The 19,546-nt window shown below is 39.9% G+C and carries 16 protein-coding genes; 8 read left to right on the top strand and 8 right to left on the bottom strand.

The window, feature by feature from the left end; all coding sequences use genetic code 11:
- Positions 1-72: 72 nt before the first annotated feature.
- Positions 73-2,079, bottom strand: a complete 2,007-nt coding sequence (locus L3V41_RS01795) for a fused MFS/spermidine synthase (protein ID WP_237127081.1) — start codon at positions 2,077-2,079, stop codon at positions 73-75.
- 130 nt (positions 2,080-2,209) lie between these two features.
- On the opposite strand from L3V41_RS01795, the gene L3V41_RS01790 reads away from it, so the two are divergent.
- The gene (locus L3V41_RS01790; RefSeq protein WP_237127080.1) at positions 2,210-4,213 is read left to right on the top strand and encodes a winged helix-turn-helix domain-containing protein; all 2,004 of its coding nucleotides are present in this window, start codon (positions 2,210-2,212) and stop codon (positions 4,211-4,213) included.
- 14 nt (positions 4,214-4,227) lie between these two features.
- Here the strand turns inward: L3V41_RS01790 and L3V41_RS01785 are convergent, their stop codons facing one another.
- A complete protein-coding gene (locus L3V41_RS01785) occupies positions 4,228-5,070 on the bottom strand; it encodes a LysR family transcriptional regulator (RefSeq protein ID WP_346656308.1) in 843 nt (280 codons plus the stop codon).
- Between the two features lie 98 nt (positions 5,071-5,168).
- Between L3V41_RS01785 and L3V41_RS01780 the strand changes: the two genes are divergently transcribed.
- The 6 genes from L3V41_RS01780 to L3V41_RS01755 all read left to right on the top strand — a co-directional run bounded on the left by L3V41_RS01780 (position 5,169) and on the right by L3V41_RS01755 (position 12,973).
- Entirely contained in the window at positions 5,169-5,819 is a 651-nt protein-coding gene (locus L3V41_RS01780; protein ID WP_237127079.1) for a glutathione S-transferase family protein, read from the top strand.
- 201 nt (positions 5,820-6,020) lie between these two features.
- The gene (locus tag L3V41_RS01775; RefSeq protein WP_237127078.1) at positions 6,021-9,197 is read left to right on the top strand and encodes an HD domain-containing phosphohydrolase; all 3,177 of its coding nucleotides are present in this window, start codon (positions 6,021-6,023) and stop codon (positions 9,195-9,197) included.
- Positions 9,198-9,284: 87 nt separating this feature from the next.
- Positions 9,285-9,854 carry an elongation factor P hydroxylase gene (locus L3V41_RS01770; protein WP_237114286.1) on the top strand — a complete coding sequence of 190 codons (570 nt, stop codon included), beginning with the start codon at positions 9,285-9,287 and terminating at the stop codon, positions 9,852-9,854.
- Positions 9,844-10,986 (top strand): ATP-NAD kinase family protein, encoded by a 1,143-nt coding sequence (locus tag L3V41_RS01765; protein WP_237114285.1) that lies wholly within the window; start codon positions 9,844-9,846, stop codon positions 10,984-10,986. The genes L3V41_RS01770 and L3V41_RS01765 overlap by 11 nt, the downstream gene beginning before the upstream one ends.
- Before the next feature lie 2 nt (positions 10,987-10,988).
- Entirely contained in the window at positions 10,989-11,264 is a 276-nt protein-coding gene (locus tag L3V41_RS01760; protein WP_062569812.1) for a YfcL family protein, read from the top strand.
- Positions 11,265-11,413: 149 nt separating this feature from the next.
- A complete protein-coding gene (locus L3V41_RS01755) occupies positions 11,414-12,973 on the top strand; it encodes an AbgT family transporter (protein WP_062569813.1) in 1,560 nt (519 codons plus the stop codon).
- Between the two features lie 73 nt (positions 12,974-13,046).
- Here L3V41_RS01755 and L3V41_RS01750 read toward each other — a convergent pair whose 3' ends face one another.
- The 5 genes from L3V41_RS01750 to L3V41_RS01730 form a co-directional block, all read right to left on the bottom strand.
- Positions 13,047-13,418 (bottom strand): hypothetical protein, encoded by a 372-nt coding sequence (locus tag L3V41_RS01750; RefSeq protein WP_062569814.1) that lies wholly within the window; start codon positions 13,416-13,418, stop codon positions 13,047-13,049.
- A gap of 81 nt (positions 13,419-13,499) precedes the next feature.
- Positions 13,500-14,084, bottom strand: a complete 585-nt coding sequence (locus L3V41_RS01745) for a hypothetical protein (RefSeq protein ID WP_209438188.1) — start codon at positions 14,082-14,084, stop codon at positions 13,500-13,502.
- 244 nt (positions 14,085-14,328) lie between these two features.
- Positions 14,329-16,149, bottom strand: a complete 1,821-nt coding sequence (locus tag L3V41_RS01740) for a DEAD/DEAH box helicase (RefSeq protein WP_062569815.1) — start codon at positions 16,147-16,149, stop codon at positions 14,329-14,331.
- Between the two features lie 147 nt (positions 16,150-16,296).
- Positions 16,297-16,560, bottom strand: a complete 264-nt coding sequence (locus L3V41_RS01735) for a GrxA family glutaredoxin (RefSeq protein ID WP_062569816.1) — start codon at positions 16,558-16,560, stop codon at positions 16,297-16,299.
- A 110-nt stretch (positions 16,561-16,670) separates the two neighbouring features.
- Positions 16,671-17,189 carry a TlpA disulfide reductase family protein gene (locus tag L3V41_RS01730; protein ID WP_062569817.1) on the bottom strand — a complete coding sequence of 173 codons (519 nt, stop codon included), beginning with the start codon at positions 17,187-17,189 and terminating at the stop codon, positions 16,671-16,673.
- A gap of 269 nt (positions 17,190-17,458) precedes the next feature.
- On the opposite strand from L3V41_RS01730, the gene L3V41_RS01725 reads away from it, so the two are divergent.
- Positions 17,459-17,905, top strand: a complete 447-nt coding sequence (locus L3V41_RS01725) for an Hsp20 family protein (protein ID WP_062570041.1) — start codon at positions 17,459-17,461, stop codon at positions 17,903-17,905.
- A 60-nt stretch (positions 17,906-17,965) separates the two neighbouring features.
- On the opposite strand, the gene L3V41_RS01720 is transcribed toward L3V41_RS01725, so the two are convergent.
- On the bottom strand, positions 17,966-19,519 hold the full coding sequence (locus L3V41_RS01720; RefSeq protein WP_237127268.1) for a cryptochrome/photolyase family protein: 1,554 nt from the start codon (positions 19,517-19,519) through the stop codon (positions 17,966-17,968).
- Positions 19,520-19,546: the final 27 nt, after the last annotated feature.

Genomic DNA, 19,546 nt, shown 5'->3' with positions numbered 1-19,546 from the left:
TAGTGTTTAGAAATTAATGCAATTTAATGAGCGCGATGATTAATAAAAATCATCACGCTTTTTTTATGCCTGTTAGAATTTTAATAAGGGGAGTAGGCTGTGTTTGCTATCAGTCCACATTGCCAGCTCGCTATGTGGGTAGCGTTTAATGGGCGACAAATCACTGATAGATACACGATTTAAAAAAGCCTGATTGTCAGTTAGCACCACCCAGTCTGAGCCTATGTCTGATGGGTTATGGCCTTGATAGCTAAACTTTAACAAAGCCTTATTAAAGTGTTGGCTATGTGCCTGTAATACAGGCAGTAAGTCGATATGATTATTTGAAATATGCACAATCAATACGCCATTTTCATTGAGCCTCTGCCAATAAAGTGACATTGCTTCTTGGGTTAGCAAATGCGCAGGAATTACATCACTGGTAAATGCATCAATAATTAAGACATCAAATACTTCGTTCGCATTATTTTTTAGCGCAATACGACCATCCCCTAAGCTGACTGTGAGCTTGGCTTCACTGTTTTCTAAATATGAGAAATAACGCTTTGCCATCTCGACCACAGCAGGGTTTAACTCAAAAAAGTGAATACTATCCTGCTGGTCTGCAAACCGAGCTAAAACGCCTGCACCCAAACCAATCACGCCAATGTTTAGTGCGCTGTGTTGTTTTAGTATGGCAAGTGATTTAGCGACACCAGTATGCTGGTGGTAATAACTTTGCTCAAACTGTTGGTTTGGATTTAGTGGCTCTGAGCCATGAATCGTGGTGCCGTCAATTAAGCGCCTTTCTTTTATTGATTGAGTGTTTATATCTTTAACCGCTAAATAGCCATAAAAGTTGCGGCTAGTCGCAACGTTATATTGGTTAAAGTTTACCGCTAAAAAACAATAACACGATAGCCAAGCAACGGAGCTGGTTGCGAGAGTGAATTTGAGCTGTTTTGTCTTTGTTCTAGCTTTTAATTGGTAGTAACACACAAAACTAAAAATAACCGCTAATGTAAGTAAATACTCGTCAATTTGGACGAATAGCAATGGGGCAATGAGCGTACTGAAAAGCGAACCTAACACACCGCCAAGGGCGATATAGAAATAAAAAATCGTAAATTGCTCATTTTCAGGGGCCTTGCTTCTAAGCTCACCGTGGCAAATCATGCAGGCGGTAAATAGAATCAGGCTGTAAATTATAAGCTGGGCTAGGGCATTGAATAAGCTGCCAAAATAAAACATTAGCAGGCCTGCAAAAGCCGAAAATATAAACGCATATGCCCACTTATGACGCTGATAATTTGCTTTGTTGGCAAACGTATAACTAAAGGTGAGCAAGTAAATTACAAGGGGCAGTGACCAAAGTAATGGCATGGGTGGAATATTAGTGCTGATCATATGCGTGGTAGATACCAACATGGCTGAGCTTAAGGCACTGAGTAACAGCCATTGACCTTTACCTTTTAATACCGTGATATGCCTAGTTTGAATAGGCGCTCTTGATATATCGGGTGCTTTTTTTAGTAAAAATATTACAAGAAGTGTTAATAACAAGCAGTAGCTGATAAGTCCAAATAGCCAGTAGGTAGTTTGCTGCTCTAAAGAAAATAGTAATTCATAAACGAGCGGGTAGCTCATTAACGCCAGTAAAGAACCCAAGTTTGAGATGGAATACCAATGGTAAGGCACTTGTGCTGAAGCAGTTTGCACGTACCACCTTTGTAAAAGCACGCTGGTGGCGCTCAGTAGAATAAATATTGGACCAATTTCAATAAATAGATTAACAAACACCGCAAGCGTAGGCGGCCACTTTGTGAGATTTGGGGCTGCAAATTTTGTCACAACAATGAGTGTGGCAAAGGTGACTAAAACTATATGGGTGACTACCTGCAACTTAATATGAAAGCGACCCATGTTATGCGCATAGAAATAGCCAATAAGTAACATGACTTGATAAAACACTAAACTCGCTGACCAAATAGATGCACCACCACCAAATTGGGGTAGAAGTTGTTTTGAAAGCATCGGCTGAATTTGAAAAATTAAAAAAGCACTGATGAAAATAGTGAGCGTTGATAAATATTTATACATTGTTTTTATTACCTATTTTGAGATAACAAAAACAATCTAATAGCCAGAGCAAAGTGACAATGGAGTAACCCTTGAGTTTCTCTTAAGAAAACCTTAATCTTTGATTCGTAAATATTTATTGGAGAAGTAAGTGGCGCGTTATCGAATCGGCAAATTTGCAATTGATAAGAGTAGATGTTTAATTTCATCGCAAGATTATGAGCAAATAGTCGAGCCAAAGGTCATGGATGTATTACATACTCTTTATTTAAATAAGGGTGAAGTGGTAAGCCAAGAAGTAATCTTTGCAAAAGTGTGGCCTAATGCTACCTATAACCCAAGTTCGGTACAGCGTTGTATCGCATTGCTGAGAAAAGCACTCCAAGAAGATGCCAAAAATCCGCAGTTTATAATTACACACCCTAAGCGCGGTTATAGCCTTGAAAAAGTAACAGACGGGCAAGCAAAAACACTAAAAGCGCAATTTTTGATATTGTTAGTTGTTCTGCTAATTAGTTTTGTTGTTATTGCTTGGCAGCTAATACCTCAAAAGAAAGTAAATACTCACTTTAACCAGTTAATGCCACTCACTTCGAGTGAACTAAATGAAGCTAACTTATCACTTTCACATAGTGGTAAGTACCTCGCTTTTGTGCGAGGCGATAAAGAGAGCCAACATATTTGGATTAAAGAGCTCTTAACAGAGCGAGAGGTGAGGCTGACTGAAGATGCCGCAAGCTACTACGCGTTGGGGTGGTCTACCTCCGATAATGCGCTCGCGTTTGTAAAAACCGTAGACCAAACACAATCACTCAACACCTTAAGCATAGATTTATCAAAATTTCTGCCATTAGAGCAAACGACAGTGAGTGTTTTTAATGACAGCATATTAACCAGTCATCACATAGATTGGGGAGCTGATAAGCTACTCTATTACATAGAAAAAGAGAAACAAAACAACGATACTCGACTTGTCTCACTGGATTTAAACACTAAACAAAAGACACGCTTAGTGACAGCAGCACAACAAGATTGGTTACTTGTGAGTGCGTTATCTAAAGATGGTAGTAAAATCGCATTAGGCATTGAAGCAGGGCAAAACAAATACCGTATTGATGTACTTGACCTTACCAATAGAAAATCACAAACCATTACTGTCATAGAAGATGGTATTCAAGGCTTAAGCTGGCACCCAAATAATCAAGCGTTATTAATTAGTCAACGCAATCAGCTTATTCACTTAGACCTTGATGGTGAGCTACAGCTAATTCCATTTAATAATTATCAAATAATTCGTGATGCACAGTACACATCAAACGCTGAAGCTATTTTGATGGAGTTAGTAAATGTTGATGTGGATATTGTCAGCCAAACACGCGCTAAACCAGACACTCTGACCAAACTCGTTGATACCTCATCAATCGACTTTCTTCCCGTGTTTTCGCCAGATTCTACTCAATTTGTATTTGAGTCACATCGTTTTGGATTAAAACAATTATTTTTATACGACAATGGTAAGCAAACACGTATTTTTTCAAACCCTGATAACCATGAGTTATTTGGCATAGTTTGGAGCCAAGATGCTCAACAGGTTTACACTGCAAGTAAAGATACATTATTTAAAATTGATTTAAGCAGTGGCACTTATGAATCAATTCCTCATGGTAATCACTCTTTTTATTTAAGAGAAATGTATCATAATGAAAACGCAATTCTGGTTTCTTATCGCGCAGAGGATGGACAGACATTTCACCCGGCTAAATTTGATTTAACAAGTCTAACTTTGACACCATTTACAGGCTCAGGGAAACGCTTAAGTTGCTATGGTATGGATTTAGATGAGCAAGATCAGATTTACTTTTCGAACAGTAACGAAGTGTTTCGAGTTAATAGCCGTGGCGATATAGAGACTGTTTGGCAAGCAGCTAACAATGACATCATTGGTATATCTGTAAGTAACCAGCAATTAGCCGTTACCATGGAGTATGCTGATAAAGTCAGCTTTCAGCGTATTGATTTAGCAACTGCCAAAACTGAACGTTGGCAATTAGCACAACCTAAGCAACATATGCTGATCAACAGTGCTCATAATTTAAGTGAGTTTTTATATCTTACAGAACCAATTAGAACTCGCAAATTGGTTAAACTCCAGTAGTTTATTATGCTTATTTATTCCCTAATCAACTCCACAATCCGCTTTAATTGCTCATGGCGAACAGGGTTGTGGGCATGATTACCATACAGTAGAACAATATCAATCATAGGAAGAGTTGGCAGCGAGCCATCGCTGATTTCTTCCACACTCGCTTGCATGCTTATTCGCGCCATACTCCCAATGGCTAGGCCTTGTTCAATTAAGCCATGTAACGCACCCACAGAGCCACAGCAGGCAACAATATTAAAACGACGCTCGGCTTTTAATAGACCCTCAATACTAGCTTGGTGAAACTTACAGTCTCGTTGAAACAAGGCGATAGAAAGAGGGGTTGAATCGTTAATCTCAAGGGCAGAGCTTTTCACCCACACGCCTTGGCTTGATCGTAATAAGTAACCTTCTTCGCTGTCAGGTGAGCGAGTGGCAATTACTAAATCCAGCATACCTTGGTCTAGTTTGGCTCTAAGCTCAGTGCTTGGAGCGCAGCTTATCTGTAAATCAAGCGCATTAAATTGCTGGTGCAGAGCATCAACAAGCTCTGGTAGTAAAGAATGGGCATAGTCATCAGGACAGCCAATGCGCACACGTAAATTACCTGTGCCTGCTTTTAATTGCTTAAACGCCTCATCATGAAGTGTGATCAGTTGCTTTGCATAACTTGCAAGCTGGTGGCCTTGCTGGGTTAGCACCAGTTGGCGTCCTTGTTTTTCAAAGAGTGGACTTGCTAAATCTTGTTCAAGCTTTTTCATCTGCATGCTTACCGCAGATTGAGTTCTACAAATTTGTGCTGCGGCGCGGGTAAAACTTCCCGTATCAACAAAGGCACAAAAAGTTCTGAGGGCATCAATATCCATCATGTATCAGCTTTTCTTATAGGTTGTATAAAAACTATTGGCGAGTAATTAACCGCTCGCTACTTTATAGTGAACTTAATCTACTCGTTAAAGAACGTATAATGCAATTATTTATTGGCAATAAAAATTACTCAACTTGGTCACTGAGAGCGTGGTATTTACTGAGTAAATTCAATGTCTCGTTTGTAGAAAAGCAACTAGTCTTAGATACCCCTGAATTTTATGAAGCGCTAAAAAGGAAGTTTCCAGTGCAAAAAGTACCGGCTCTTATAGATAGCAGTTTAATCGTGTGGGATTCGTTCGCAATTTGTGAATACATCAATGATGCTTATCTAAATGGTGCTGCTTGGCCTAGTGACATAGCCCAAAGAGCAAAAGCGCGGAGCTTAGCTGCCGAGATGCACTCTGGCTTTGCTGCACTTCGTAATGAAATGCCTATGAATATTCGTGCTAAAAGGCATGTTGAGTTATCAGAACAAGCTAGAAAAGACATTACGCGCATGGATGAGATATTTTCGGCTCAGCAGCAAAGTTACCCTAATGCGTGGTTATTTGGTGATTTTTCTATTGTTGATGCGATGTTTGCACCTGTGGTGCTGCGCTTTAAAACGTACCAGACCGAGCTTTCGAGTGCAGCACAAGCTTATTGCCAGCATGTACTTGCGTGCCCAATCTTGCAAACATGGATTGCTAAGGCATTGGCAGAAACAGATATTGTTGAATGTGATGAAGCTGGCGAGGAGCTTATTTAATTAAAGTGAAAAGTAGTTACCTATATTTTGTTATTGCCCTGCTATTTAAATGAACTAATTAATAGCCTTATTGAAAGACTGCATTGTTTTTTTGCTGTGAGCATAAATTTTGTAGCTTTCTATTTGTAATACTTAATCATTGGTGTATAAAAGATATACAAGTTAATAATTACGAATTTAGCATAGCAGGGAGTTGCATAGGTGCTGGTAGCTGCTTTTTATAAATTAAAAGAAAAAATCCGTTTCTCTATTCGTTTAACTGTTGTGGCTGTATTTGTGCTTGCAACCTCACTAACAGCAATTATTGCAATCAGCTTGCAATACTATTTTAGCGAAAAAATGGCATTAGAGGCGAGTGTAAAACACTTCAATTTAACCACAGACTCAGTGGCAGGTTATCTCACAAGGATTAATGAAAAGTCCGAAAACACGTTAAGTGTAATGATTCAAAATAGTACCCTTGTTACATCGAATAAAATCGACAAAAGTGAATTACGAAATGTAATGAGCGAGATAATGCAGCTAAATCCTCAACTTTATGCCATGTATGTTGGTTATGAGAATGGAGATTTTTATGAGCTTATTAATTTAGAAAGTAGCAATATCGTTCGTCAGCAGCTTCAGGCGATAGAAGCAGATCGTTGGGTAGTGATACACATTAAAGGGGAGGGAGAGGCCCGAACCCACCAAACTCATTACCTTGATGAACAATTTAATTTGCGTATTTCACAAAGTAAAGCAACTAATTATGACCCTCGTGAGCGGATCTGGTTTAAAAACGCGAATTCAACCCATGTCAGTAAAACGAAGCCTTATTTTTTCACACATTTGCAAGCGCCTGGGCAAACCTATTCTATAAAATCAGCGGATCAAAAAAGTGTATTAGCACTAGATGTGAGTTTGTCGAGTATTTCGGAATACTTGGCTCGTCAGCAAAAAAATATTAGCAGCAAGTACTTAACCGAGTTGTATATTTACAATAAAGAAGGGGAGATTGTAGCCTCTAACCAGCAAAAAAATAATCTTCAGTTACCCACATTAACACAGCTTACTTTGAGCGAATACCAACAAGCTGTGTTGAATAAATACCCCTACCTAACGGTATCAAATGAGACGAATTGGCCACCACTTGATTTTAGTGTTGGCGGGACACCCAAAGGCTATAGCATTGATTATATTAATGGGATTGCTGAGATGCTGGGCTTAAAAGTGACATATATCAATGGTTACGCATGGTCAGAGTTTTTACAGCAATTTGCCAATAATGAGATTGATATTGTTCAGCCTATCTTCAAAACACCAACTAATGAAGCGCTAGGGTTGATGAGTGAGCCCATAACAACCTTGCCATTTAGTATCATAACTAAAGAGGGGGAGCTGCCTATTTTAAGTATGAAACAGTTAGCAGGTATGAAGCTAGCTATAGGGGAAGGGTGGTCGGTGATAGAGGTCATAAAAAAACACTTTCCAGATATCGAAATTATTGAACTTGCAAGTACCAAAGCCGTGTTAGATGCCGTTAGTCAAGGGAAAGTTTTTGCAGGGCTCGATAACGAAGCCGTGTTTAAATACACGCAAAAGCAATTTTTTATTAAAGGCATTCAATACAACTATTTGGATGCTTTTAGCCATGATTTATTACCTGACACATTACACCTATTATTTCACCCTGAAGATGCCGAGCTTAAAGGTTTAATCGATTTGGCAATTAAGCGTTTACCTAGTGAGTACTTAACAGCCTTACATAATAAGTGGTTGTCAAATGAGTTGCATGTTACTTCAAAGGTCGTAGGAACAGTACCTTACCCAGAGCTTTTGACGCTACTTGAGCAGAGTGATCAGTTTTCCAAACTTAGGCTTATGACATTAAATGGCATTGAAAAATATGTTTATATAACCCCTTTATCTGCCAATATCAAAAATGGTGACTTTTTGGCAATTGCGGTACCCAAAGAGGGAGTGCTTAGTTCTACACATGAGAAAATTAAGCTTTCTACTTTCATTACAGCCGCTTGTTTAATTATGGTGCTACCTGTTTCGTGGTTTTTTGCTTCACCGATTGTCGGACCAATTAAAACACTGGAAGGTGAGAACTTAAAAATAAAAAAACGCCAGTTTGATCAAGTCTCTACTTTAAAAAGTAACATTAAAGAAATTCATAACTTGGCGTCTTCCATGGTCGAAATGAGCCAATCAATTCAACAACATGAACAAAATCAAAAAGCGTTAATGGAATCATTTATCGAGTTAATAGCGCAAGCTATCGACGATAAGTCCCCGTATACCGCCGGTCACTGTGAGCGGGTTCCTGAACTTGGAATCATGCTTGCAAAGGCTGCGTCAAGCTCAAATGAGCAAGCATTTAAAGACTTTGAATTTAAAAACGATGATGAGTTTAGAGAATTTAGTCTAGCAGCTTGGCTTCATGACTGCGGAAAAATTACCACGCCAGAGCATATTGTCGATAAAGGGACAAAGCTCGAAACTATCTATAACCGAATTCATGAAATAAGAACCCGCTTTGAAGTGTTATGGCGAGATGCTGAAATTGACTATTTACAAGCTGCACGCCGAGCGCCAGAAAAAGAAGGGCAATTAAAGTCACAGCTCAAAGAAAAACAGTCTCAGTTACAAAAAGATTTTTCATTCATAGCATCCTGTAATGTAGGTGGTGAGTTTATGGATGAAGCGAGCCTTGAGCGGCTAGAGAAGTTAAGCAATATCACGTGGCTGCGGTATTTTGATGACAAATTAGGGTTGTCACCGGTGGAGGAAATTCGTCATAGTAATACTGATGAACAACTCCCTGCAACAGAGAAACTATTAAGTGATAAAGCAGAGCACCTAATACCCCATGATAAGCCAATAGAATACGATGAGCGCTTAGGTATTAAAGTGACGATTCCTGAATACAAATACAACCTAGGTGAATTGTATAATTTAAAAATTACACGTGGCACGCTAACAACAGAAGATCGCTTTAAAATTAATGAACATATTATAAGTACTATTCGTATGCTTGATAATGTGCCGTTTCCCGATGAGCTTGCTAGAGTACCCCGTTACGCATCAACTCACCATGAGACATTAATTGGCACAGGGTATCCGCGTAAATTAACTGCTGATAACTTATCTATTCCAGAGCGTGTGTTGGTTCTTGCGGATATTTTTGAAGCACTTACAGCCGCAGACCGGCCTTATAAAAAAGCCAAACCCTTGAGTGTTGCAATCGATATATTGGCGAATATGGTGGATGAGCAACATGTAGACCGTGATGTTTTCACACTGTTTTTACGCTCCGGAATTTACTTGAACTATGCAAAACGGTACTTGAACCCTGCACAAATTGATCAGGTCGATCTAACAAAGTACCTATAGCTTTTACTTTGACCCTAAAAGTCCGTACAATTCGGCTCGTTTTTAGCGTGTTATTTTAACCCTTTTGACGAGACGAATTCAGCCTGTATGCACCATATTGCCGATTTAATCGCTATTTTTGAAAGCACCTTTTATCAAAGCCATAACACGCGTTTGATAAAGGGCGAAGATGAACCTATTTACCTGCCTGCTGATCAGCAAACACCTTATCACCAAATCGTGTTTGCCCATGGTTTTTATGCCAGTGCCTTACACGAAATAGCCCATTGGCTGGTGGCCGGTGAAGCACGACGATTAAAAGAAGATTATGGTTATTGGTATTGCCCTGACGGTCGTGATAAACAGCAGCAAGCTGAATTTGAAGCGGTTGAAGTAAAGCCTCAAGCTATTGAATGGGCGCTAAGTGTGGCTGCGGGGTTTGCTTTTAATGTCTCGGTTGATAATTTAAATGGTGAACAGACCTGCCGATTTGATTTTCAAGCGCGGGTTCACCAGCAAGTGTTGAGCTTTTTAGCATCTGGCTTTAATCAGCGCACGACAGCGCTACTCAAAGCATTGAGTGATTTTTATAAAACCCCATGGCCATTAACGGCTGCACAGTTTACGTGGCAGCGTGATTTTCATGGCAACCAAGGAGCTTTATCTAATGCAGTTTAAATTAGGTCTGATTGTTAACCCTGTTGCTGGCTTAGGAGGCAGTGTGGCACTGAAGGGCAGTGATGGGGCAGATACGGCAGCAAAAGCGATACAACTCGGTGCAGAGCCCAAAGCTAATTTACGAACCCGTGCAGCCCTTGAAGTTCTTCTAACTCATCAAGATGCACTCACTATTTACACTGTAAACGGTGAAATGGGCGAGCAAACGGCAAGTCAGCTAGGCTTTAATACTCAAGTGGTTTATCAAACAAAAGATATCACAACACCCGATGATACTGAGCAGGCTGCCAAGTTATTAGTTGAGCAAGGTGTCGACCTTATTTTATTCGCAGGGGGCGATGGTACGGCCCGCAATATTTGTCATGCGGTTGGCGATAGCACCCCTGTGTTAGGTATTCCAGCAGGCTGTAAAATACATTCTGGCGTTTATGCTATTACCCCTAAAGCTGCGGGGCGCGTTGTTGAAATGCTCGTTAAAGGTGAGCTTGTTAGCCTTGGCGATGCTGATGTAATGGATATTGATGAAGACGCATTTCGTGAAGGCATGGTAAAAGCTAAGCGCTATGGTGAAATGCAAGTACCTAGTGAAGTGCGTTATGTACAAGCGGTTAAAAATGGCGGCAAAGAAACTGATGAGTTAGTGCTTGCGGATATTGCTGCTTATGTTGTCAGTGAAATGGATGAAGACTGCTTATATGTGATGGGCAGTGGTTCAACCGTGGCTGCAATAATGGAAGAGATGGGTCTTGAAAATACCTTATTAGGTGTTGACTTAGTGGCAGACCAAGAACTTGTCGCTAAGGATTTAACAGCGCAGCAATTACTTGAGCTCACAGAAGGTAAAGAAACCAAGTTGGTGATCACCTTAATTGGTGGACAAGGGCATATTTTTGGCCGTGGCAACCAACAACTAAGCCCTGCACTTATTCGTGCGATTGGTCGCGATAATATTATTGTAGTGGCGACTAAAACCAAATTACAGGCTTTAAATGGCCGACCACTGATTGCCGATACAGGTGATAGTGAATTAGACGATGAATTAAGTGGTTATATTCGTGTAACCACAGGGTTCAATGACCATATTATGTATGCAGTGGGTCATCAAGAAGGGCTGCACCCAGAGGAGAAATAACAATGAGTTTAGTAAGTTATATTGATGCAGCGCAGCAATATTTTGATGATTTGGTTGATAAAGCAACCGACGACGAGCTTTTTGCTGGTGGTTATTTACGTGGCCACTTTGATTTAGCCGTTGGTTATGCCCAAGTTGAAGAGCTTAACCTGACGACTGAAGAACTAAATAGCCAAGTAGAGTCAAGCCTCGTAAAGGCGTATCGCAATGGTGAGCTTAATGAAGATGATAAAGCATTAGTGGTTCGTCTTTGGGATGAAGTGAAGTCACTGGCTTAATAAGTGTCTATCAAAAGAATATGAGCGGCTTTTTTGCCGCTTTTTCATACAATCCGTTTACCTAATAAAGGTAATTTTATTAACTTAAAATTTACCTTGTTGTAGAGATACGATAAGGTTAGCAAGACGTTTTTCTAGGGAATAAAAAAATGAATAACAATAATAATGTGCAGGCACAAAGTGGTGCAATCGCACGTTTTTTAAATACAATAGAAAGGGTTGGGAACAAACTTCCTGATCCAGCCATAATCTTCTTAGTAGCTATGCTACTTATTTGGTTATTGTCATGGCTGTTTTCAGGCATGACATTTGACGCTATTGACCCACGTACAGGCGAGGCTATCGTTGTACATAACCTTTTAGCGGGTGACTCCTTAGCTACTTTTTTATCATCAATGGTAAAAACCTTCACAGGTTTCGCCCCTTTAGGTGTAGTGCTTGTTGCTATGTTAGGTGTCGGGGTCGCTGAACATTCAGGCTTTATCAATACGGGTTTAAAGTTAATGCTAAAGGTAACCCCTAAGCAGCTTTTAACCCCGTCGATTATCTTAGTAGCGATAGTCAGCCATACTGCTACGGACGCTGGCTATGTGTTAGTTATTCCGCTTGCTGGGGTTATTTTTTATGCCATGGGGCGTCACCCGCTAGCTGGTATTGCTGCCGCGTTTGCTGGGGTTAGTGGCGGCTTTAGCGCAAACTTTATTCCATCAGGCATTGACCCGTTACTGCAAAGCTTTACGCAAAGCGCGGCGCAAATTATTAACCCTGATATGGCGATTAACCCACTTAATAACTGGTTTTTCACCTCAGCTTCAAGCTTATTTATTATCTTATTAGGTTGGTACATCACAGATAAAATCATTGAACCGCGTTTGCAAAATACCCCACTTGATGGTGACACTGAAGACTTACCAGCGTTTGATGAAGCGCGTAGCGACGAAAAACGTGCGTTTTATATTGCCAGTTCTGTAATGATTGCAGGTCTGGCTTTACTATGGTTTGTATCTGCCCCTGCTGATTCTGCTCTACGTAGCCCAGATGGTTCATTAACTAACTTCCGCTCGCCTTTAATGCAATCTATTGTGCCGCTCATCTTCTTATTGTTCTGGATCCCAGGTGCAGTATATGGCTTTGTGGTTGGTACGTTTAAAAGCTCAAAAGATATGATAGATGCAATGAGTAAGGCTATGGGTGGCATGGCTTACTATATTGTTATGGCATTTTTCTGTGCGCTATTTATTGCGGCATTTAGTAAATCAAACCTAGGGGCATTACTTGCTATTGAAGGGGCGCAATTACTTAAAGCGATGGCATTACCTAGCTCTGTCACAGTGATTGGTATTATCTTTTTAACAGCATTTGTAAACTTGTTCGTAGGTTCAAGTTCTGCAAAGTGGGCGTTATTAGGGCCAATTTTTGTACCCATGCTGATGCAGTTAGGAATTTCCCCTGACCTTTCACAAGCGGCTTATAGGGTAGGTGACTCAAGCTCTAATATCATCACCCCACTGATGCCTTACTTCCCGCTGGTGGTGGTTTACTGCCAAAAGTATGTTAAGGATACTGGTATCGGCACACTTATTGCGATGATGCTGCCTTATTCAATTGCATTCTTAATCGGTTGGAGCATCTTCTTACTGGCGTATTGGGGCTTAGGCATCCCACTTGGCTTACAGTCGAGTTATGTATACCCAGCTGTAGTGCCATAGTAACTAAGATGTGATTTTTTAAAAGAGAGGCCTCATCATGAAAATGGTGAGGCCTTTATTATTTAAATTAAATTTATTTTTCATAGCTAATTATTATTTTTTCGATAGATGTAGATAAAACAGCGCCATTTTTATCGAGAATATTTGTTATACGTATGTCTGGCAGACCGTCCCCAGTAGTATCTTTAATAATTATTTCTGATTCATCATTCAAACTGGTAAAAGTAGAGAAAACAAGGTTATCTTGTTTATTGATCACAAATGGAGAGGGTGTAACGCTCGTTTCTTGTATTTCATAGCTAGTGTCAGTAAAAGCTAAATTAATTTTAAAGTTATCAGTCCATACGCTAGAGTTTAAGTTATCATTTATAGCTGATATCACCGCTGGGTTAGCCTTAAAAGCTAAAGTGATTAAAATAAGTATTAGAGCAGTTAATAGCTTCATGTTCTCTCCTTAACTACCTGTTTGTCTGGATAAATCTAAGATCATCAAAGCATAGTACTTTGATGATCTTAGATGTGATATTTATAGACTGATAGTTGAATTATTATTTGAAGTAGGCAGGTTTTGCTGGTTTTGATCTTGTGCGCCAACATCTGTCGAAGGGCTTGTTGATGAAGCAATACTATATGTGGCACCTGATGAGCTTTGAATCTGTAGCACCAGAATATATGCTGTTGCACTTACTTCAAAGCCAGGGATCAAACCAGTGACCATAAGGTCAACATCCACGGAGCCATCGACTTTTTGCTGTTGACTAAGCTCTTGCATTGCTTCTTTGATTTCCTCTTTGTGTGTTTCGGCATTTGCACCGAAACCAAGCCATCCCCAAAAGCCACTAACGCCACCTGATATATTGTATTCAGAAACCATTTTTTGATATGTACGAGAGCTTTCTAGGTTTACTATCGAAAAATCAAAAGAACCAGACATTTTAGCCCAAGCACCAGCTCCAGATACTGTTACACCGACACCTGAAATAGTCCCTTTCTTTTCCGAGATCTGCCACGTCTCCGCTTCAGTTGATGCAAGCGCAGTTGTATTCGCAGGAGTAGTGTTAGCAACTAGGATTGTTTTTGGATTCGGTAGTATAGTAAGTGTATTTGACATGATAAATCTCCATTTAAGTTTGCTGAGTATTAGTTTGAATAAAGATGTATTCCTTATTCCACAAACTTTATAGCTGAGAAACTCATCATTAAACATTACACACTATTACGAGCAATAAATGAGGGATGGTGTATGGCTGATATTTACTGCTGTAACGCTATGGATCTAAAAAATTTACAGCGCTAAAAACAAAAAAACCTTGTCACTTTCATGACAAGGTTTTTACTTAAAGCTTACTGCTCTATTAGTTCGATGTGAAGCTCACTGGACGGCGCTCTTTACGTGGGCCGCCACGTTTTTCACCACGATCTTTGTCTTTGAAGCTGCGCTTTTTGTCACCACGATCACCGCTTGGGCGTTCAGAGCGAGGAGCCGCAGGACCTTGGTCTTGCGTTAGCGTCATATTCATAGGACGTTTACAGATAAATACCTTTTGGAAGTGATCAAGCACATCTTTTGGCATGTTCTGTGGTAATTGCACAGTACTGTGACTGTCGTGTAAGCGGATATCACCAATGAACTTGCTTGAAATATCAGCTTCGTTAGCAATCGCGCCTACAATGTTCTTAACTTGTACACCGTGCTCACGACCGACTTCGATACGGTAAGTGTCCATAGGACCCATACTACGGCTGTTGCGTTCACGCGGCTCACGAGGTTTACGCTCACGTCCAGCACGGTCGCCACGATCACCACGTTCGTTACGACGACGATCGCTACGTTCGCTACGCTCACCACGCGGTTGAACTTTAACTTCTTCAACTTTGATCGGTGATTGTTGCTGTGCCAAACAAAGTAGCGCACCAGCTAAATCTTCAAAGCTTAGTTCAAGTTTTTCAGCCATGTTAGCGGCCACTTGATTAAAGAAGGTGATATCTTTGTTTTCAAGTGCAATAGTGAGTTTATCTTGAAGCGCTTTAATACGTTTTTCTTCAACTACTTTTGCTGTTGGTAAATCAACTTGTGCGATCTCTGACTTCGTATGACGAATGATATTTTTAAGTAAATAACGCTCGTTATGTTTTACGAAAAGAATCGCTTTACCTGTACGACCCGCACGACCAGTACGCCCAATACGGTGAACGTAGGCTTCTGAGTCTTGTGGAATATCGTAGTTGATTACTAAGCTTAAACGGTCTACATCAAGACCACGTGCAGCAACGTCTGTTGCAATAACGATATCAACTAGGCCGTTTTTCAAACGGTCTACTGTGCGCTCACGTGCTTGTTGGTTCATGTCACCATTAAGTGGTGCCGCAGAGAAACCTTCGCGCTCAAGTAATTCAGCTAACTGTACAGTGTCGTTACGTGTACGTACGAAAACAATTGCACCATCGTATTGTTCAGCTTCTAAGAAGCGAACGATAGCTTTGTTTTTATGTACATGTGCATTCCAAAATACTTGCTCAACAGTAGATACAGTTGAGTTACGAGCAGAGATATGAACTTGCTCAGGCTCATTCATGTATTTGCTACTGATATTTTGGATTTGCTTAGGCATGGTCGCAGAGAAAAGGCATGTTTGCTTTTCACGCGGTGTTTTTTCCATGATGCTTTCAACATCATCGATAAAGCCCATGCGTAACATTTCGTCTGCTTCATCAAGAACAAGCGCTTGTAAGCTCTCAAACTTGATGGTACCACGGTTAATGTGGTCGATTAAGCGACCTGGCGTTGCAACAATAATTTGCGCGCCACGACGAAGTGCACTTAATTGGATGCTGTAGCTTTGGCCGCCATATAGGGCTAAAACTTCAACTCCACGAGTATGCTTAGCATATTGTTCGAATGCCTCAGCTACTTGGATCGCAAGTTCACGCGTAGGCGTTAAAACAAGGATCTGTGGCTGTTTTACAGACGGGTCAATATTATTTAGTAACGGCAGTGCAAATGCTGCTGTTTTACCTGTACCCGTTTGCGCTAGTCCCAGTACGTCCTTTCTTTCTAGCAATAACGGTATACATTGAGCTTGGATTTCAGATGGAGTCTTGTAACCCAACTCTTCAACTGCTTTAAGGATTGCAGGAGAAAGATTTAGAGATTCAAACGTGACTGGTTCTGACATTAATACGCCTCAACGAATTTAAAGAGGCGCGCATTGTATAGGAAATACAAGGCAATTGCTTGTATAAATTACAACTAATTTGTATGTGGTTGATGTTGGTCATAATTTAATCAGTCCAAAAGTGCCAAAATCAACCATGTTTACAATTTATTGATATAACCCTAAATTTTCTTTTGCGTATGCCTCAAATTCAGTGAAGCCACCAATGTGGGCTTGGTCAATAAAAATCTGTGGTACGGTTGGGCAGGGTTTGCCTGCAGACTGCTCTAAATCAGCTTTACTGATACCTTCTTTGATAATGTCGATGTAACGGTATTTAAAATCGTCACGCTCATTTGCTAGTTTCTCAGCAACGTCTTTAGCACGAACGCAAAAAGGGCAGCCTTCACGGCCAAAAATTACAGTTAACATATCGCTCTCCTCGATGTGAATGTGTTTATCATCTTAACGGATTAAATGAATAAAAACAGTGCATAAAATCGATTGTACTGTTCTGTTTTTTCTCTTTATGAATAATTTAACTACTCAAGTGTTCGCAAGCGTAAGCCTAGTTCAGTTGAGTAACCCATAGAACGTGCTGTAATGGTCAGTTGCTCATCAATCACATAATAGGTGGGGTAAGCAGACACTTTATAATCTTTACCTGTGTTTCGACTGCCCAATAGTACCGGCATGGTTAACTGTAATGAGTCAGTAAACTGTTTTATTTCATCAATATTTTGATAATCAAGAGCGATCGCAATCGCATTTAGCTTACCTTGTTGATGGGCTGTTTCTAAATTTGGCATGCTGTAGCGACAAATTGAACACCAAGGGGCAAAAAAGTACACCACGGTTTGTTTACCTTGTAACTGTGCAATACTGACGCGCTGATTTGGGTCTTCGAGTGTGGCTAAATTAAAATAAGGTGCGGGCGTTTTATCTGTTGAGAGTAAGTTACGTTGCTGAAATGTCGTTACAGCATAAAAAACCACAACTATCAACACGGCAGTTTTTATCACACTGAAAAATTTTTTTAAAAAAGTAGGATTTTTTTTCATTCTCACCTTGTACGTGCTTAGCCTTTTAAAATCAACCTATTCGGACCAGTTTTAGGCTTTTTGAATTTCACTTTTTAGAAAAAACCCCCATTTTTTTTACTAAAAAATCTTGAAAAGAATTTACCCGCCCATAAATAGTTTAGTGAGGACGCCTGATGGGTCCCAAACCAACTAAAGTAATTGAAATTTATAATGTTAATTTAACTTTGTTAGCGTTTGTTCAAACGAAGAACACTAACAAAATATCGCTTAAATATGAGGATATAATTATGCGTACAGTAGACTTATCACCACTTTATCGTTCATTCATCGGCTTCGATCATTTAGCATCATTAATGGATGCGGCAGCACGTACCGACAAGCAGCCAAGTTTTCCTCCGTATAACATCGAAGCACTCGATAAAGACAAATATCGTATCACTATGGCTGTAGCCGGTTTTAGTGACAGTGAATTGACTATTGAGTCAGAAAACAACACCTTAAAAGTCAGCGGTACTAAAGCTGATAAAGAAGATAATGCAGAGCGTAAATTCATTCATCAAGGCATAGCAGAGCGCAACTTTGAGCGTAAATTCCAATTAGGTGACCACGTCAAAGTGCTGGGTGCAGATCTTGAAAATGGTTTACTTAGTATCGATTTACAACGTGAAATCCCTGAAGCTTTAAAACCACGTAAAATTGAAATCGGTAATGGTAACTTACTCGAAAATAAGTAATACCGACCAGCATTGTTCCCTGAATTAGTTTTGCCGCCTCAATTGAGGCGGCTTTTTTTGTTACAGTTTTTCTAAATTATCTAAGCACCACTTGGCACGTTTTAACGTTGCTTGCTTAAGTGACTCATCTTGTTTATACCAATTGTTGTAAATCATTCCAATACGTGGGTTTTGCGATAGCTGTTGTTCGTGCTCTAACATAAAGTGCCAATATAAACTGTTAAACGGACATGCGTCATCAGTTTCTTTTTCTTTAACGTTGTAGCTACAATGCTTGCAGTAATCACTCATTTTATTGATGTAATTACCACTGGCGGCATAGGGTTTAGTTGCTATTAACCCTCCATCTGCGAACTGACTCATGCCACGCGTGTTCGGCATTTCTACCCATTCGATAGCATCGATATAGATACCTAAATACCAAGCATCAACTTCATTTGGATCAATAGCAGTTAACAAGCAGAAGTTACCGGTGATCATTAAGCGTTGAATGTGGTGTGCATAGGCCGTTTGCAAACTTTGTGTAATGGCATGGTGCATACAATTCATGTTCGTTTTGCCGTGCCAAAAATAGTCGGGTAGGGTACGTTCAGCATTCAAGGTATTTTTACTCGCATAATCAGGCATATTTTGCCAATAAATACCGCGAACATATTCACGCCAACCAAGGATCTGCCTAATAAAACCCTCTACTTGTGCAATGTCGATGTGCTGTTTCTTAAAGCTACTTAATACTTGCTCAATGACCTGCATCGGGTGCAGCATTTTGGTATTAAGCGCGAATGATAAGCGACTATGATACAAAGACCATTGATAGTCTGATTGACATGTCATGGCGTCTTGAAACTGGCCAAAGTGAACAAGTAAGTGTTTACAGAAAAAGTCGAGTAATTGTTTTGCTTCCGAGCGCGTAGTTGGCCAGATTAAGGTTTCGTTACACTCTCCAAAAGTATTTATTTTATGTTTTTCTATACGCTTTAGAATATCACTCACATCATGGCTAAAGCACAAAGGTTCAGGGATATTTTTAAGATCGCTTTGTTTTAACTTATTTCTGTTTTGCTGATCAAAATTCCATTGCCCATCAAGCGGTTCATTATTCTTATCCATTAAAATATTAAAGCGCTTACGCATGGCTCGATAGAAAAACTCCATTTTTACATGTTTATCTTTTTTGAAATATTGAGGTATTTCATTAAACGGTAGCAAAAAGTGTTCTGTATCGTACGCATTTACCTTAAGTGAGGTTTGTTTTGTATAATCGAGTAGTTGCTGTTTAAGTCGATATTCATCAGGAGATTGATACTCAATAGTTTGGCAATGGTATTGTTTAGCTAAATTTGTCAAAAGGGTAGCTAGCGAAGAACTGCCAGAGGTTTCATTAAGGGTAAGATGCAGTACATTAAATCCTGCTTTTTTTAATGCACATGCAAAATTTTCCATAGCAGCAAAAAAAGCGGCAATCTTTTGTAGGTGATGTTTTACATAGTCGGTTTCTTGTTTTAGTTCGGCCAATACATACAACACATCTTGCTGATCGTCTTCTTTAAACCAACTATGACTGGCGTTAAGTTGGTCGCCAAAAATAAACCGTAAAGTTGAGTATTGCACTATAGTAAACCTAATTGACTTGTGACTAAA

Source organism: Pseudoalteromonas sp. L21 (assembly GCF_021728035.1).
GTDB classification, from domain to species: Bacteria; Pseudomonadota; Gammaproteobacteria; order Enterobacterales; family Alteromonadaceae; genus Pseudoalteromonas; species Pseudoalteromonas arabiensis.
The sequence above is the reverse complement of the archived record's forward strand: the minus strand, read 5'-3'. Positions and strand labels throughout refer to the sequence as shown.